Genomic DNA, 14,994 nt, shown 5'->3' with positions numbered 1-14,994 from the left:
ACCGGTCGCAGAAGAACAATCAGTTGTAGAGGAAGCACCGGTCGCAGAAGAACAACCAGTTGTAGAAGAACAACGAGTTGTAGAAGAACCACCGGTTGTAGAAGAACAACGAGTTGTAGAAGAACCACCGGTTGTAGAAGAACAATCAGTTGTAGAAGAACCATCGGTCGTAGAAGAACAACCGGTTGTAGAAGAACAATCAGTTGTAGAAGAACCACCGGTCGCAGAGGAACAACCAGTTGTAGAAGAAGCACCGATTGTAGAAGAACAACCAGTTGTACAAAAAGAAGAACCAAAACGTGAGAAAAAGCGTCACGTACCATTTAATGTTGTTATGTTGAAACAAGACAGAACGCGATTAATGGAAAGACATGCGGCTAGAACGAATGCAATGCAACCTTCTATGAGTGAACGAGTAGAGAATAAGTCTGTACATCAAGTAGAAGAAAAACCAATGCAGCAAGTAGTGGTAGAACCACAAGTGGAAGAAAGACCAATGCAACAAGTAGTAGTGGAACCACAAGTGGAAGAAAAACCAATGCAACAAGTAGTAGTGGAACCACAAGTGGAAGAAAGACCAATGCAACAAGTAGTAGTGGAACCACAAGTGGAAGAAAAACCAATGCAGCAAGTAGTGGTAGAACCACAAGTGAAAGAAGTGCAACCAGTACAACAAGTAGTGGCGGAGCAAGTACAAAAGCCAATTTCAAGTACGGAAGTAGAAGAGAAAGCATATGTTGTAAATCAAAGAGAGAACGATGTGCGAAATGTATTGCAAACACCACCGACGTATACGATTCCACCATTAACATTGCTATCGATTCCGCAGCAAGCAGCGTTAGATAATACGGAATGGTTGGAAGAACAGAAAGAATTATTAGATACAACGTTTAATAATTTCCATGTTGGCGCACATGTTATAAATGTATCGCAAGGTCCAGCAGTAACTCGTTTTGAAGTACAGCCAGATCCAGGTGTGAAAGTAAATAAAATTACAAACTTAAGTGATGATATTAAGCTAAGTTTAGCGGCGAAAGATATTCGTATTGAAGCGCCGATTCCAGGAAAGAGTGCGATTGGAATCGAAGTTCCAAATAAAGAAAGTAAGCCAGTATTTCTTCGTGAAATTTTAAGAAGTCCTGTGTTTACAAAGAGCGAATCACCGCTTACGGTTGCGCTTGGACTTGATATTTCAGGTGATCCAATTGTAACGGATATTCGAAAAATGCCACACGGACTTATTGCGGGTGCAACAGGTTCTGGTAAAAGTGTGTGTATTAACGCCATTTTAACGAGCATTTTATATAAAGCGAAACCACATGAAGTGAAGTTAATGTTAATCGATCCGAAGATGGTAGAGCTTGCACCATACAATTCTGTTCCGCATCTTGTAGCGCCTGTTATTACGGATGTAAAAGCAGCGACAGCTGCATTAAAATGGGCAGTTGAGGAAATGGAGCGCCGTTATGAATTGTTTGCACACGCAGGTGCTCGTGATTTAACTCGCTACAATACGATTGTAAGTGAGCGAGAAATTCCAGGAGAGACATTACCTTATATCGTTATTGTCATTGACGAGTTAGCCGATTTAATGATGGTAGCACCTGGTGATGTTGAGGAAGCGATTTGTCGTATTGCGCAAAAAGCACGTGCTTGTGGTATTCATTTATTAGTAGCGACGCAGCGTCCATCTGTAGATGTTATTACAGGTTTAATTAAGTCAAACATTCCAACGCGTATTGCGTTTACAGTATCGTCTCAAGTTGATTCGCGTACGATTATCGATATTGGGGGCGCGGAGAAATTACTTGGCCGTGGTGATATGTTATTCTTAGGGAACGGTACATCTAAGCCAGTTCGTGTACAAGGTGTATATGTATCGGATGATGAGATTGAAAAAACAGTTGATCATGTGAAAAAGCAAATGAAGCCGAATTACTTATTTAAGCAAGAGGATTTATTAGCGAAAACAGAACAAGCTGAGTCGGAAGACGAATTGTTCCTTGATGCATGTCAATTTGTTGTAGAACAAGGGGGAGCGTCCACATCTTCTGTACAGCGAAAATTCCGCATCGGTTATAATCGTGCGGCACGTCTCATTGAAGAGATGGAATCGCAAGGAATTATTTCTGAAGGTAGAGGAACGAAGCCAAGAGACGTCCTTATTTCTGAGGATGAATTTGCCGCTATGCAGGAAACAAATGTATAGTAAACGGTTTTGCTGTATACTAAGAGAAAATGTTGGATAGTAAAGTAGGGAGTAAAGCGACATGAAAGAAATTGAATTAAAATTAAAAGGTGAAATAAATAGACTAACAAATAAAACATTTAAATTTGACGAACGCGTTGGAGAAGGTTGGTTCTCTGCCGTTTACTTTTTAAAGACTAGAGAAATCATCGAAGAATTTCGCCCGAAAAGTGTTGTAACGATGCAATTTTTCCAAAAGGAAAATGCAGTTCTTTGCGGAACAGATGAAGTCATTGCATTGCTACAAACATTCGCTAAAAATCCTGAGGAACTTGAGATTAACTCTTTAAAAGATGGCGATAAAATTAGTCCATTTGAAACAGTGTTAACAATTCATGGTCCTTATGAAAATTTCGGATTTTTAGAAGGTGTCATTGATGGGATTTTAGCTCGTCGTACATCGGTTGCGACAAACGTATATAACGTTGTCCAAGCTGCGCGTAGCGTAGATAAAGAAAAACCAGTTATTTTCATGGGAGATCGTGATGATCATTATACACAACAAGCTGGTGACGGTTATGCAGCATACATCGGAGGTATGAGCGCACAAGCGACGCATGCGATGAATGAATGGTGGGGCAAAAGTGGTATGGGGACGATGCCTCACGCATTAATTCAAATGTTTAATGGTGATGTTGTGGAAGCGGCAAAAGCATATCATAAGAAATTTCCAGAAGATGAATTAGTTGTATTAATTGATTACAACAATGATGTCATTACAGATGCACTTCGCGTAGCGCGTGAATTTGGATCAACATTAAAAGGTGTACGTGTAGATACGTCCCGCACGATGATTGATCAATACTTCATTCGCCACCCAGAAGTACTTGGAACATTCGATCCACGTGGTGTAAACCCATCGCTTGTATTCGCGCTTCGTAAAGCACTTGATGAAGAAGGATTCCAGCATGTAGACATCGTTGTAACTGGTGGATTTGATGAGAAGCGTATTCGTGAATTTGAAGCTCAAAACGTACCTGTTGATATATACGGAGTAGGAAGTAGCTTATTAAAAATGAATATTGGCTTTACTGGTGATAACGTAGAATTAAATGGAAAACCAGAAGCGAAAGCTGGTCGTAAATATCGTCCAAACCCACGTCTAGAACGTGTTCAATTAGAAAAAAGAGAAGATATGTAAGAGAGAGAAAAACTGATAGGTGATTGACCCTATCAGTTTTTCTGTTATCATAGTATAGCGGCTTCTTTTTTGCTATAATGGATTTGTTATGGACATAAAAAAGAAGTACGTACGAGTTTATCCTGATAAGTGAAGGGAAGAATAACTTCACTACATCAAAAATGTATGATGATTACCAAAATAAGAAAAGATTCATATACTGTCTTATAGATAGGCCGTTGTATTAGTTCGAAATGTTGGAGGTTCTTTAAGATGACAGTTTACCATTTTGTAGGAATTAAAGGAACAGGAATGAGTTCATTAGCGCAAATTCTTCATGACATGAAGCATACTGTTCAAGGGTCTGATTATGAAAAGCGTTTCTTTACACAAACAGCGTTGGAAAAGCGTAGTATCTCGATTCTTCCTTTTGATAAAAGTAATGTAAAAGAAGGACAAGTGATTATTGCAGGAAATGCATTCCCTGATACGCATGAAGAAATCGTAGCAGCAAAAGAATTAAACATCCCAGTACATCGTTACCATCACTTCTTAGGTGACCTTATGAACCAATACACAAGTGTTGCTGTAACTGGTGCACATGGAAAAACATCAACAACTGGTTTGTTAGCCCATGTAATGCAAGGTGCACACCCTACATCTTACCTTATTGGAGATGGAACAGGGCATGGGGTAGAAAATAGTAAGTATTTTGTATTTGAAGCTTGTGAGTATCGTCGTCATTTCTTGTCTTACAATCCAGACTATGCGATTATGACAAACATTGATTTTGATCATCCAGATTATTTCACAGATATCAATGATGTATTCAGTGCATTCCAAGAGATGGCATTGCAAGTGAAAAAAGGCATTATTGCATGTGGAGATGATGAAGAACTTCAAAAAATTCAAGCGAAAGTACCTGTTATTTTCTATGGATTTGGAGAAGATAATGATTTCCAAGCACGTAACATTCAAAAGAGAACAGATGGTACTATTTTCGATGTATTCGTTCGTAATACGTACTATGACACGTTCAAAATTACAGGATACGGCAATCACAGCGTATTAAATGCATTAGCAGTAATCGCGCTCTGCCATTATGAAAATGTTGATGTAGAAGCAGTTAAGCATCAGTTAACAACTTTTGAAGGCGTAAAACGTCGCTTTAATGAGAAGCCGATGGGAGAGCAAGTTATTATCGATGACTACGCACACCATCCGACAGAAATTAATGCAACGATTGAAGCAGCTCGTCAAAAACATCCAGAGCGTGAAATTGTCGCTGTATTCCAGCCACACACATTCTCACGTACAGAAAAGTTCTTAGATGAGTTCGCTGAAAGCTTAAGCAAAGCTGATCAAGTATACTTATGTGATATTTTCGGATCAGCGCGCGAAAACAAAGGTGAATTAACAATCGAAGATCTGCAAAAGCGTATTGACGGTGCAGAATTAATTACAGATACAACAACGGATGTATTAAAGAAACATAAAAACGGCGTTCTCATTTTCATGGGCGCAGGAGACATCCAAAAATTCGAAGCAGCTTACGTAAAAGAAGTTCAAGTTGCAGAGAAGTAATAGAAAAGACGCATAGCCTTAGCTGTGCGTCTTTTTTGTTGTGTTCGATACATTTAAAAAGCATTGATAGGTTGGTATTGTTTATTCTTTTTGTAGAGTTGTTTTAACAAAACGATATAAATTGAACTAAAAAGTACATATCCAATTAAATAATAGAATGAAAACATATCGAATTGTTTTGTAATCATAATTCGAATCGCGAAAAATGCAAATGGAAGTGCAATCAAAGCGCTAGTACTAAAGGAAATCACTGTTTTTAAAAATTGTAATTGCTTTATATTCCAATGATTTTTTCTACAAATAAACCAAATGTTGCTGGCGATAAAGGCTAGTAAAAATGGCAAGCAGGCTGAAATATTGATAAAACCAAGTACAATCGGTATTGATAGAGCGCCAAGTGGAGCAATTGAAAAACCTGTAAAGTATTTAATAAATGTATTCGTAGATTGCTGTACATCTTGAATAACGTCTGTATATTCTGCTGCAATTACCTTTGCTAATTCTTTTGGAGGAAGAAATTCTTCAATCACTTGTGAAGGAATAACTCCTAATGGTATCCCTTCACTTTCTTTACTTAATGCATTTTCGTATAAATCGGATTCAATTTCTAACATATGTTGTTCTCGTGCTGATGTAGGTAAGTTCATTAAACCTTTGTGGAGGTCATGTAAGAAAGAAGCAATGAGTTCATTTGCAAAGAATTGTTCTTTGTTCATTTTTTATCCTCTCCTTTAGCTAGTAACATTAGAGCATGATAAACTGCCTCGTAATCATGTAAGCGATTATGTAAAATTTCTCTCCCTTCATCTGTAATGCGATAGTATTTTCTTTTTGGACCATCGCCGGACTCTTCCCAATAGGAAACAGCCCAGTTGTTTTTCGTAATTCGATTTAATATAGGATAAATCGAGCCGTTTGGGATATGAAATACAGGGATATCTTGTAATGCACTTGTAATTTCGTATCCGTACATAGGTTGTTTACTTATTAAAGACAAAATAGCGAGATCAAAAACACCTTTACGTAATTGAATTATAAAATTATCATTTTTTTCCATACTTTAACTATATATGATACGTATCTATATATCAATCATATATAGTTGTATTTTTATTTACGTATTGACCTAGAGTTAACTCTAGGTTGTAAGATGAATATGTAAAAACAAGGGGGAGAAAACATGTATAAAATCGGTGAAGTAGCAGAATTAACAGGAATGGGTATTCATACTTTGCGTTACTATGAGAAATTAGGATTATTACCACCGCCAACGCGAAATAGCGGGATTCGTCAATATACAGAAGGTGATGTGCGCCTATTAAAATTTTTATATTCGCTAAAACAAACTGGAATGTCATTAGAAGAGATGGCTGAGTTTGCAAGTGATGGATGCATTATAGAAGAAATTAGGCAGAGGAAGGAGGAAGTACCAGCGAAAGTGAAAAAGAGAATTTCAATTTTAACAACTCACTTAGAAAGGTTAAAAGAACAGCAAGAACAATTGCGAAAAGTTGTCCAGCTAACAGAAGAGAAGTTAGAAATTTATTACGGTTTTCTAGAAGGAAAAGACTCGGAGGCCGGCAATGAAAAATAAAGTATATGCGCAGTTATTAGGATTTGCAATATTTACTGGAGGAACATTTAATGCTTCGAAATATGCGGTGCAGTATTTCGAAGCGATTCATATAGCGGCATGGCGTTTTGGGATTGCTGCATTTGTGATGTTATGTCTGTTAAAAATACGAAAAGATTTTGAGGTGGAGGTATGGAGGCAGAACAGGGTCTATTACTTTTTGTTAGGTATTGTTGGTGTATTCGGTTTTAACTTCTTTTTCTTTTTAGGAATGAAACATACAGAAGCTATGAATGGTGCACTTATTATGGCGACAAACCCGCTTGTTACGACGCTGTTAGCAAGTGTCATTTTACGGGAGAAAATAGTAAAGCGCCAAGGTATTGGAATGTTACTTGCACTACTTGGTGTTGTTTTTGTACTTACACAAGGTTCGTTTACAATACTACAACATTTATCATTTTCAAAAGGGGATTTTTATATTTTATTAGGGAATATTTGCTGGGCGTTATACGGCGTGCTAGGCAGAAGGTTTATTAAAACTGGTAATCCAATACAAACGACGACATATACCATGACTATTGGTGCACTTGCCTTTATGATCATATCTTCTACACAAAAAAGTATAGTACCAGTTTTAGAAATTCCTTTGTTGGCATGGGGAGCGATTCTCTTTATGGCAATCGGAATGAGTGTGCTCGGTTACTTATGGTGGAACAATGGGATTGCTCAAATTGGTGCAGCAAGGACATCTTTATTTTTTAATCTAGTCCCTGTTGTTACAATGATTATTTCTTTTGTAGAAGGAGTAAATATAGCACCCGCACAATGTATAGGGATGATATTAGTTATTATGGGAGTATTGTGTTCATCAGGTTTTATACAAATAAAATCAAAAGAAAGTGTGAATATTTAACATTTTTTATTTAGAAATGTTAGAATAATAAGAAAAATAAAAAGAGGAGCTAAAAAAATGTTCACACTCCGAGTAGACGACGAAATCGAATTACAGTTATTAGAAAAGCATCATAAAGAGGAACTATATCAATTAATAAATCAAAACCGCAATCATTTAAGAAGATGGCTTCCTTGGGTAGATGGGACGAAATCTGCTGATGCTTATAATGAGATTTGTCCGATGTGGTTAAAGAAGTTTGCAGAGGGAGACGGTTTTGAAAGTGGCATACGTTATAAAGGAAAGCTCGTTGGGATGGTAGGTATTCATCCAGTGAGCTGGGGGAAGAAAGCGGCAAGTCTCGGTTACTATCTGGCAGAAGATGCTGGCGGGAAAGGTATTATGACGCGTAGCGTGAAGGCTGTACTTCACTATGCATTTGAGAATTTAAAATTAAATAAAATGGAAATTAGATGCGGTGTTGAAAATGTGAAAAGTCGCGCTATTCCAGAACGTTTAGGGTTTAAGTTAGATGGTGTTTTAAGAGATGAAGAATGGTTATATGATCATTTTCATGATGTCGCAGTATATAGTTTACTAGCTTCAGAATGGAAGGAGATTCGATGAACGAGAAGATACGCATTATTCCGTATGAAAGTACGTTTCAAGATGAAGTAGTAGATCTTATCGTTCATATTCAGCAAAAAGAGTACAATGTCCCCATTACGAAAGAAGAGCAGCCGGACCTGCTTGAAATAGAAACATTTTATCAAAGGAATCATGGCAACTTTTGGGTAGCAACTTATGATAGTAAAGTAGTTGGAACAGTGGCCTTATTAGATATTGGGAACGATCAAGTAGCACTAAGAAAAATGTTCGTAAAAAAAGAGTTTCGCGGAAAAGAGTGGGGCGCATCACATAAGTTGCTCCAAACGGCAATTTCGTGGGCTGAGAATAAAAAGCTGAAAGACATTTACTTAGGAACGACAGTTAAATTTTTAGCAGCACATCGCTTTTATGAAAAGAATGGTTTTCAAAGTGTGAGTATAGATGAGTTGCCAAAAAGTTTTCCAGTGTTGCAGGTGGATAAGAAATTTTATAGATATATTGTTTAAGAAGGTCATGTAGAAATGGCCTTTTTTATGGATTAAAATGGAAAAGTGGTATAATCTAGGTTAGGTGGGTGCGTGTATGAACTTTCCGATTCAAAGAAGTAAGTCAGTAGTCATTTTCGTTTGTCTCACGTTAGCTTTTATGTTTGTATATCCACTCGTCATGATTATCGTTAATAAAGAGCAGTGGATGACAGCGTTAATTGGGATGGGTTTATGCTTCCTTGTTAATGTACCACTCGTTTGGGAAGTGTTTATTAAAAAGCATAAAGTAGAAAATGGTGTATTAAAGTACGGTATTTTAAATGACGATATCGTATTGAAAGAGATAAGAATCATTCGTCAAGTTGGGAAATCTCTTGAAATTACGACCAATGCATACAAAGTACATATGGTTGCGATGCCGCAACATATGACTGAATTCTTGGCGCTTATCGAGAAAGAGAATCCACATGTGAAAATAGAAATGGTAGGGAAGAAATGAAATATGTAAAACCTTTGTTTTGCTTAGAAATCTTATTTGTGCTTATTGGTTGCACTAGAGTATATATGAAATGGGATCTGCCTTTATATGTACCAATATTAATAGGTACTATCGCAGTGGCGCTTTTATATTATTTTCATTTTCAGCAAACGAAAAGCGAGAAAAGTAGCTCTATATAGTTAGGAGAATTAGAAATGAAAAAAGTCCTTATGTTATTTGTATTTCTGCTAACCGCATCCTTTCTTTTAATAGGATGTAGTACGAAGAAGGAAAAGACGGATCTAAACTTAGAAAAGGCACAAAAAGTTGAAATTGAATCACTTACTGATTCAATTGAAAAGAAAGTAATTACCGATAAGAAAGAAATTGAAAAGCTGTTTGAAGTCATGAAAATGGATAAGTGGGAAATGCAGTCAGCTCCTTTAGATACTCCGCAAGGGAAAACATTTAAAATGTATCAAGAAGGTACAACAAAATTATCGGAGTCGAGTAAAGATAAAAAGGAATTACATGAAATTGGTACGATGATAGTATATAAAGATGTCCCGTATGTTGAAGTTGAAATGAAAAATAAGAAAATGAGTTTTAAAGTGCCAGAAGATGTGGCGAAAGAGTTATTAAAGTATTAAAAAAACGCTCGAAAAAAATCCCGAGCGTTTTTCATTATTTTAAGTTCTCTGGGTTTAAAGCTTCTAATTCAGGTACAACGAAGCGTCCGTCTTTACGGATTAGTACGTCGTCGAAGTAAATTTCGCCGCCGCCGTATTCAGGACGTTGGATACATACTAAATCCCAGTGAATGTTCGAGTTGTTGCCGTTCCATGCATCGTCATAAGCTTGTCCAGGAGTGAAGTGGAAGCTGCCATCGATTTTTTCATCGAATAGGATGTCTCCCATTGGATGTAAGATGTATGGGTTTACGCCAATTGCGAACTCACCAACGTAGCGTGCGCCTTCGTCTGTATCAAAGATTTTGTTAATGCGTTCTGTATCGTTTGCAGTTGCTTCAACGATTTGGCCGTTCTCGAACTTAAGTTGTACATTTTCAAATGTATAACCGTTGTAAGGAGATGGCGTGTTGTAAGAAACTGTACCGTTAACAGAATCACGAACTGGTGCAGAGTATACTTCACCGTCTGGAATGTTTAAATGACCTGAGCATTTAATTGCTGGAATGTCTTTAATAGAGAATGTTAAGTCAGTTCCAGGTCCAGTTAGGCGTACTTTATCTGTTTTATTCATTAATGTAACAAGGCTATCCATCGCCTTATCCATTTTACCGTAGTCTAAGTTACAAACTTCGAAGTAGAAGTCTTCGAAAGCTTCTGTGCTCATTTTAGCAAGCTGCGCCATAGAAGCATTTGGGTAGCGAAGAACAACCCAGCGTGTTTTTGGAACGCGGATGTCTCTATGAACTTTTTTACCAACTGTTTGACCGTGAATTTGCATTCTTTCACTTGGCACGTCAGCTTGTTCGTTAATGTTATCGCCAGAGCGAAGACCGATATAAGCGTCCATATCTTTCATTACGCTTGCTTCATATGCAGCGATTTGTTCAAAATGTTCTTCAGTAGCACCCATTAATAAAGAGCGATCTACTTGATGATCTTTTAAAGAAACGAATGGGAAACCACCAGCTGCATATGCTTCTTTAACAAGTGCAGTTACAAGTTCTTTTTGTAAGCCAAAGTTTTCAATTAATACTTTTTCGCCTTTTTGTAAGCGGATAGAGTAGTTAATTAAATTGTATGCTAACTTTTCAATGCGTGGATCTTTCATATGTAAAGCCTCCCTACTAATTATGTATCCTCTCCTATTGTAACCTACTTAGTGGAATTTGTTGAATCATTTATGTTAAAGTTAACGAATAAGTATGAAAATTCTAATGGAAAGATAGGGATTAGAACGAAACGGAAAATGATTGTATAATAGGGGAAAGTATGAAAAAGATAAAGGAAGTGATGAAATGCAAGTTCTTTTATATGTAAGTGCAGCTATTATCGCGGTTGCTTTCGCTGTATTAGTAGTGTATGTATGCAGAACGTTGTTATCGGTTCAGAAGACTTTAGAAAACGTTGCAAGCACGTTAGAAGGTTTAGAAAAGCAAATGCAAGGAATTAGCGTAGAGACGGAGCAATTATTACATAAAACAAATGCGTTAGCTGATGACATCCAACAGAAGTCACAATCATTAAATAAAGTAGTATCGGGTGTAGATGGAATTGGAACGACAATCCATTCCTTAAATACGAAACTTCGTAATGTATCAGAGTCTGTTACGGACGAAATTGAAAATAATGCAGATAAAGTAGCGCAAGTTGTACAGTGGAGTAGCGCGGCAATTGAAGTATACAATCATTATCGTGCGACAAGACAAGAGAAAAAAATTGAAAAAGAAGAGCGTAAATTAGAAAGACTTGAGAAAAAAGCTGAAAAGAAAGAGAAGCGCTCTAGACTTCGTATGAGAGGTGAATCGTAATGAATATGACAAAACTTGAAACAATTGAAGAGCTTGAAGTACTAGTAGAAAAAAACGAGCCTTATGTTCTTTTTAAACATAGTACGACATGCCCGATTAGTCATGGTGCCTATACAGAATTTCAAGCTTATTGTAGTGAAGAAAGAGCGGTACCAGCGTATTACTTATACGTACAAGATGCGAGAGATGTTTCGAATCGTGTTGCAGAACAGTACAGCATGAAACATGAATCTCCGCAAGTGTTATACATAAAAGATGGGATGGTAGTATGGAATACGTCTCATTGGAACATTAAAAAAGATGCTTTAGAAGAGAATATTAAGTAAAAAGAAGCAAGCGAAAGGTGCTTGCTTCTTTTTTTTGTTTTTGTTGAAATATATTTAATGGTAAACTGTTAATAGTTCAAACTAAATAACTAGATTGTTGAAAGTAGGTTTTAAGTAATGAAGAAAATGGCATTATCCTTCGCAGTCGTAAGTTTATTACTAGGAGCTTGTAGTAATGATACGATTAGTAAGAAGGATGAAGTTATACAGAAAGATACGAAAGAAAAAAGCATGATTCCGAGAACTGCTGTTTCTAAAGATTATTATAGAACTGTAATTCCTTTAAAAGAACAAAAGGTTATAAATACAGCTAATGTAAAAACAAATTCTAAATTAGATTTAGCAGAGTATGAAAATGGTTTAATGAATATTGCAAAAGAGCAATTTGATACAGAAAATCATGTGCTTCAATTGAATCAGTATATTCCTGAGAAGTTAATTGATGAGCTAGTCGCGAAAGTAGAAGCACCAGTTTTGACAAATATTATAGAACAAGACTATTTCGGGAAACAGAATTCAAATGAATTAAGTTTATCTGGCGTTGTAATTGGGTTAGCTATGTCTTCAAGTGTATCCAATGAAGAAGCAATGTCTAAAGGGACTGAAGTTGCCAAGCAACTTATTGAAGCTATTCATAAAAATGACAAGTATAATAAATCCCCAATTACGTTTGCTATCTTTAAGCAAGAAAGTACAAGTTCTTTAAAAAATGGTACGTATATTGCTAGTGCTACCGTTCAAAAGAATGATACGAACCTTGGAAATTGGAATACGATTGAAGAAAGAGCGTATTCATATCCTTCTGATGAATTTACACAAGCACATGGAGAAGATAATGCAAAAATAAATAAATTTGCTGAGGCAATGAAAGGTTTTTCTCCTGGAGACTTTATCCCAGTAAATGCTAAAGTTTCTTATAAGAAAGATCAAATGGATACATTAAATATGGATATTGTTATTAAATATAACGGTAAAACAGAATTAATGGGCCTTACCCAACTGGCTGCTCAAAGTATGTTAGAACAATTACCGAAAGATGCAAAAGTACAATTGCAGATAAAGTCTGAGAATAAAATCGAGGCAATTGTTATAAAAGAGAAAAACAGCGATAAACCGTTTGTTTCCTTCTTATAAAAAAAGACAGTGTTTAAACTGTCTTTTTTTATTGGAAATAAAAGTGTACGATGGGACGGAGCAACGCGTAATATGCTTCATATTTCCGCTGTACTGATTTTAAAAAAATAAACCTATTTCCCCCTTGCATTGTCGATGTAACGCATTCTACAGGGAGATGTGATCTTCTATGGCCAATTGTGGAGTACTTCTAGGTCCAGTGCATCAAATGCCTATCATTGTCGGCTTTTGTTGGTAAGTCGATATATGAAAAAAATCGCTAATATAATTGGAGTCGTGGTTGATATATTTGGGAAATCGCTAATATATTTTGAGCTGCGGTCGATATATTCGAAAAATCACCAATATAAATTTCATTTACTATTGTACTGCTTGAAATAAGGTTTCTACTTATGAAACATCTATATTTTTACAAAAAATGCCCTTTTTTTCATAAAAAATACGAAAATACGAGAAAAGAAGCGAATTTTTTCGAAACTTTTGCGGGAAAATATTGTATGAGTCTGCGTTTTTATCGTATCATTAGTAAAAGGAAGAACTCGGGACGATTGGTGGCATCTGCAAATAGAGTTGATGTCTTTTTTTCATTCAAGTAACCGATACATAAAAATAGATAACAAAAATAGAAGGAGTGTGCGATGAGATGAACGTAACAATATATGATGTAGCGCGCGAAGCGAACGTTTCAATGGCTACCGTATCACGCGTTGTGAACGGTAACCCAAATGTAAAGCCTACAACAAGAAAGAAAGTATTAGAAGCAATTGATCGTTTAGGATACCGCCCAAATGCGGTAGCACGTGGACTAGCAAGTAAGAAGACAACTACAGTAGGTGTTATTATTCCTGATATCTCAAATACGTTTTATGCAGAACTTGCTCGTGGAATTGAAGATATCGCAACAATGTACAAATATAACATCATTTTAAGTAACTCTGACCAAAACAAAGAGAAAGAGTTCCATTTATTAAATACGATGCTTGGAAAACAAGTGGACGGAATTGTTTTCATGGGTGAAGATATTACAGACATTCACATTGAAGAATTCAAAAAGTCTCCAGTACCAATCGTATTAGCAGCGTCATTTGATGAGCAAAATGAAACGCCATCAGTAAATATTGATTATACACAAGCAGCTTATGACGCAATGAAGCACTTTATTGAACAAGGACATAAGCGTATCGGTTTCGTCTCTGGTCCTTTCATTGATAAAGCGGGAAGCGCGAAGAAGTTACAAGGTTATAAAAAAGCTTTAGAAGAAGCAGGTATTTCATATGATGAAAATCTTGTAATCGATGGAGATTACACATATGATTCAGGTATCGAAGCATTTGAAAAGCTTTGGGGCCTTGATGAAAAGCCAACAGCGATCTTCGTATCTTCTGACGAAATGGCACTAGGTGTAATTCACGCAGCACAAGACGCTGGATTAAATGTACCAACTGATGTAGAAGTACTTGGTTTCGATAATACACGCCTTGCATTAATGGTTCGTCCACAACTTTCAACAGTTGTACAACCGATGTATGATATCGGTGCAGTAGCAATGCGTCTATTAACAAAGTATATGAACAAAGAAAAAGTGGAAGATCACACTGTTATCTTACCTCACCGTATCCAATTTAGAGATTCAACGAAGTAAGGATAAAAAAGCTCACAGCGATTGCTATGAGCTTTTATTCATATTCAGGATAGTATGCTTTTACTACGGTATTCACCGTTTCATTTTTCTTAACGTGTAAAAATCTTGCGTATAATTCTTTTCCAGTTTCAAATGGTGTCTCGTCTAATTCAAACACATGCAATAGTTTTCGAAACGTCCACGTTACTTGCTCACCGTACATATTATCGTACGTATGCTCAGACTGTATAGCGATTTGTTCACCTAGTGCATGAGCTTCTTCCAAACTGCTTGCTTTAACAAGAATAATACTTTCTTCAAAAAGTGTATCGCAATCCTTTTCATAATCCTCATCAATTTTCGGAGGATTAGGCTCACCAGAATGAACAGATTCAAACAATAATTTTACAGCGTACAT

General features: G+C 36.5%; 18 protein-coding genes. 14 read left to right on the top strand and 4 right to left on the bottom strand.

Annotation, left to right across the window (positions count from 1 at the left end; genetic code table 11):
- From AC0NJG_RS24025 to murC, 3 genes are all read left to right on the top strand, one after another.
- The coding region (locus AC0NJG_RS24025; RefSeq protein ID WP_474063538.1) for a DNA translocase FtsK at positions 1-2,209 on the top strand (2,209 nt) is incomplete at its 5' end.
- A 61-nt stretch (positions 2,210-2,270) separates the two neighbouring features.
- Complete coding sequence (locus tag AC0NJG_RS24020) at positions 2,271-3,389, top strand: nicotinate phosphoribosyltransferase (RefSeq protein WP_000658369.1); 1,119 nt, start codon at positions 2,271-2,273, stop codon at positions 3,387-3,389.
- A gap of 252 nt (positions 3,390-3,641) precedes the next feature.
- Complete coding sequence (gene murC / locus AC0NJG_RS24015) at positions 3,642-4,952, top strand: UDP-N-acetylmuramate--L-alanine ligase (protein WP_000219470.1); 1,311 nt, start codon at positions 3,642-3,644, stop codon at positions 4,950-4,952.
- Between the two features lie 53 nt (positions 4,953-5,005).
- Here the strand turns inward: murC and AC0NJG_RS24010 are convergent, their stop codons facing one another.
- Both AC0NJG_RS24010 and AC0NJG_RS24005 read right to left on the bottom strand, forming a co-directional pair.
- A complete protein-coding gene (locus AC0NJG_RS24010) occupies positions 5,006-5,668 on the bottom strand; it encodes an HAAS signaling domain-containing protein (protein WP_087954069.1) in 663 nt (220 codons plus the stop codon).
- Positions 5,665-6,009, bottom strand: a complete 345-nt coding sequence (locus tag AC0NJG_RS24005; protein WP_000414138.1) for a PadR family transcriptional regulator — start codon at positions 6,007-6,009, stop codon at positions 5,665-5,667. Before AC0NJG_RS24005 ends, AC0NJG_RS24010 begins: the two co-directional genes overlap by 4 nt.
- Positions 6,010-6,132: 123 nt before the next feature.
- On the opposite strand from AC0NJG_RS24005, the gene AC0NJG_RS24000 reads away from it, so the two are divergent.
- The 7 genes from AC0NJG_RS24000 to AC0NJG_RS23970 all read left to right on the top strand — a co-directional run bounded on the left by AC0NJG_RS24000 (position 6,133) and on the right by AC0NJG_RS23970 (position 9,645).
- Entirely contained in the window at positions 6,133-6,546 is a 414-nt protein-coding gene (locus AC0NJG_RS24000; protein ID WP_087954070.1) for a MerR family transcriptional regulator, read from the top strand.
- Positions 6,536-7,441, top strand: coding sequence for a DMT family transporter (locus AC0NJG_RS23995; RefSeq protein WP_087954071.1), 906 nt, complete (start codon positions 6,536-6,538; stop codon positions 7,439-7,441). Before AC0NJG_RS24000 ends, AC0NJG_RS23995 begins: the two co-directional genes overlap by 11 nt.
- A gap of 57 nt (positions 7,442-7,498) precedes the next feature.
- Positions 7,499-8,047 carry a GNAT family N-acetyltransferase gene (locus AC0NJG_RS23990; RefSeq protein WP_000494674.1) on the top strand — a complete coding sequence of 183 codons (549 nt, stop codon included), beginning with the start codon at positions 7,499-7,501 and terminating at the stop codon, positions 8,045-8,047.
- The gene (locus AC0NJG_RS23985; protein WP_088326022.1) at positions 8,044-8,535 is read left to right on the top strand and encodes a GNAT family N-acetyltransferase; all 492 of its coding nucleotides are present in this window, start codon (positions 8,044-8,046) and stop codon (positions 8,533-8,535) included. Before AC0NJG_RS23990 ends, AC0NJG_RS23985 begins: the two co-directional genes overlap by 4 nt.
- Positions 8,536-8,611: 76 nt before the next feature.
- Positions 8,612-9,016 carry a PH domain-containing protein gene (locus AC0NJG_RS23980; protein WP_088326024.1) on the top strand — a complete coding sequence of 135 codons (405 nt, stop codon included), beginning with the start codon at positions 8,612-8,614 and terminating at the stop codon, positions 9,014-9,016.
- The gene (locus AC0NJG_RS23975) at positions 9,013-9,195 is read left to right on the top strand and encodes a hypothetical protein (protein WP_087954074.1); all 183 of its coding nucleotides are present in this window, start codon (positions 9,013-9,015) and stop codon (positions 9,193-9,195) included. The genes AC0NJG_RS23980 and AC0NJG_RS23975 overlap by 4 nt, the downstream gene beginning before the upstream one ends.
- A 15-nt stretch (positions 9,196-9,210) precedes the next feature.
- On the top strand, positions 9,211-9,645 hold the full coding sequence (locus tag AC0NJG_RS23970; protein WP_088326026.1) for a hypothetical protein: 435 nt from the start codon (positions 9,211-9,213) through the stop codon (positions 9,643-9,645).
- 34 nt (positions 9,646-9,679) lie between these two features.
- Here AC0NJG_RS23970 and AC0NJG_RS23965 read toward each other — a convergent pair whose 3' ends face one another.
- Positions 9,680-10,795, bottom strand: coding sequence for an aminopeptidase (locus AC0NJG_RS23965; RefSeq protein WP_000654739.1), 1,116 nt, complete (start codon positions 10,793-10,795; stop codon positions 9,680-9,682).
- Positions 10,796-10,982: 187 nt separating this feature from the next.
- Here AC0NJG_RS23965 and AC0NJG_RS23960 point away from each other — a divergent pair, with 187 nt between their 5' ends.
- From AC0NJG_RS23960 to ccpA, 4 genes are all read left to right on the top strand, one after another.
- Positions 10,983-11,495, top strand: a complete 513-nt coding sequence (locus AC0NJG_RS23960) for a DUF948 domain-containing protein (RefSeq protein WP_087954076.1) — start codon at positions 10,983-10,985, stop codon at positions 11,493-11,495.
- Positions 11,495-11,821, top strand: coding sequence for a bacillithiol system redox-active protein YtxJ (gene ytxJ, locus AC0NJG_RS23955; protein ID WP_001057468.1), 327 nt, complete (start codon positions 11,495-11,497; stop codon positions 11,819-11,821). Before AC0NJG_RS23960 ends, ytxJ begins: the two co-directional genes overlap by 1 nt.
- Before the next feature lie 117 nt (positions 11,822-11,938).
- On the top strand, positions 11,939-12,955 hold the full coding sequence (locus AC0NJG_RS23950; protein WP_001971058.1) for a CamS family sex pheromone protein: 1,017 nt from the start codon (positions 11,939-11,941) through the stop codon (positions 12,953-12,955).
- A 643-nt stretch (positions 12,956-13,598) separates the two neighbouring features.
- Complete coding sequence (ccpA, locus tag AC0NJG_RS23945) at positions 13,599-14,597, top strand: catabolite control protein A (protein ID WP_001103293.1); 999 nt, start codon at positions 13,599-13,601, stop codon at positions 14,595-14,597.
- 34 nt (positions 14,598-14,631) lie between these two features.
- On the opposite strand, the gene AC0NJG_RS23940 is transcribed toward ccpA, so the two are convergent.
- On the bottom strand, positions 14,632-14,994 hold the full coding sequence (locus AC0NJG_RS23940; protein WP_139866417.1) for a DUF4288 domain-containing protein: 363 nt from the start codon (positions 14,992-14,994) through the stop codon (positions 14,632-14,634).

The organism is Bacillus sp. SSR7, assembly GCF_055902415.1.
Note: the sequence above shows the minus strand (reverse complement) of the source record. Positions and strands in the feature narration are given on the sequence as shown.

Bases quoted from the DNA above. Each gene is read 5' to 3' on its own strand.
- AC0NJG_RS24020 (WP_000658369.1), top strand. From the start codon at position 2,271: ATGAAAGAAATTGAATTAAAATTAAAAGGTGAAATAAATAGACTAACA.
- murC (WP_000219470.1), top strand. From the start codon at position 3,642: ATGACAGTTTACCATTTTGTAGGAATTAAAGGAACAGGAATGAGTTCA.
- AC0NJG_RS24010 (WP_087954069.1), bottom strand. From the start codon at position 5,668: ATGAACAAAGAACAATTCTTTGCAAATGAACTCATTGCTTCTTTCTTA.
- AC0NJG_RS24005 (WP_000414138.1), bottom strand. From the start codon at position 6,009: ATGGAAAAAAATGATAATTTTATAATTCAATTACGTAAAGGTGTTTTT.
- AC0NJG_RS24000 (WP_087954070.1), top strand. From the start codon at position 6,133: ATGTATAAAATCGGTGAAGTAGCAGAATTAACAGGAATGGGTATTCAT.
- AC0NJG_RS23995 (WP_087954071.1), top strand. From the start codon at position 6,536: ATGAAAAATAAAGTATATGCGCAGTTATTAGGATTTGCAATATTTACT.
- AC0NJG_RS23990 (WP_000494674.1), top strand. From the start codon at position 7,499: ATGTTCACACTCCGAGTAGACGACGAAATCGAATTACAGTTATTAGAA.
- AC0NJG_RS23985 (WP_088326022.1), top strand. From the start codon at position 8,044: ATGAACGAGAAGATACGCATTATTCCGTATGAAAGTACGTTTCAAGAT.
- AC0NJG_RS23980 (WP_088326024.1), top strand. From the start codon at position 8,612: ATGAACTTTCCGATTCAAAGAAGTAAGTCAGTAGTCATTTTCGTTTGT.
- AC0NJG_RS23975 (WP_087954074.1), top strand. From the start codon at position 9,013: ATGAAATATGTAAAACCTTTGTTTTGCTTAGAAATCTTATTTGTGCTT.
- AC0NJG_RS23970 (WP_088326026.1), top strand. From the start codon at position 9,211: ATGAAAAAAGTCCTTATGTTATTTGTATTTCTGCTAACCGCATCCTTT.
- AC0NJG_RS23965 (WP_000654739.1), bottom strand. From the start codon at position 10,795: ATGAAAGATCCACGCATTGAAAAGTTAGCATACAATTTAATTAACTAC.
- AC0NJG_RS23960 (WP_087954076.1), top strand. From the start codon at position 10,983: ATGCAAGTTCTTTTATATGTAAGTGCAGCTATTATCGCGGTTGCTTTC.
- ytxJ (WP_001057468.1), top strand. From the start codon at position 11,495: ATGAATATGACAAAACTTGAAACAATTGAAGAGCTTGAAGTACTAGTA.
- AC0NJG_RS23950 (WP_001971058.1), top strand. From the start codon at position 11,939: ATGAAGAAAATGGCATTATCCTTCGCAGTCGTAAGTTTATTACTAGGA.
- ccpA (WP_001103293.1), top strand. From the start codon at position 13,599: ATGAACGTAACAATATATGATGTAGCGCGCGAAGCGAACGTTTCAATG.
- AC0NJG_RS23940 (WP_139866417.1), bottom strand. From the start codon at position 14,994: ATGTACGCTGTAAAATTATTGTTTGAATCTGTTCATTCTGGTGAGCCT.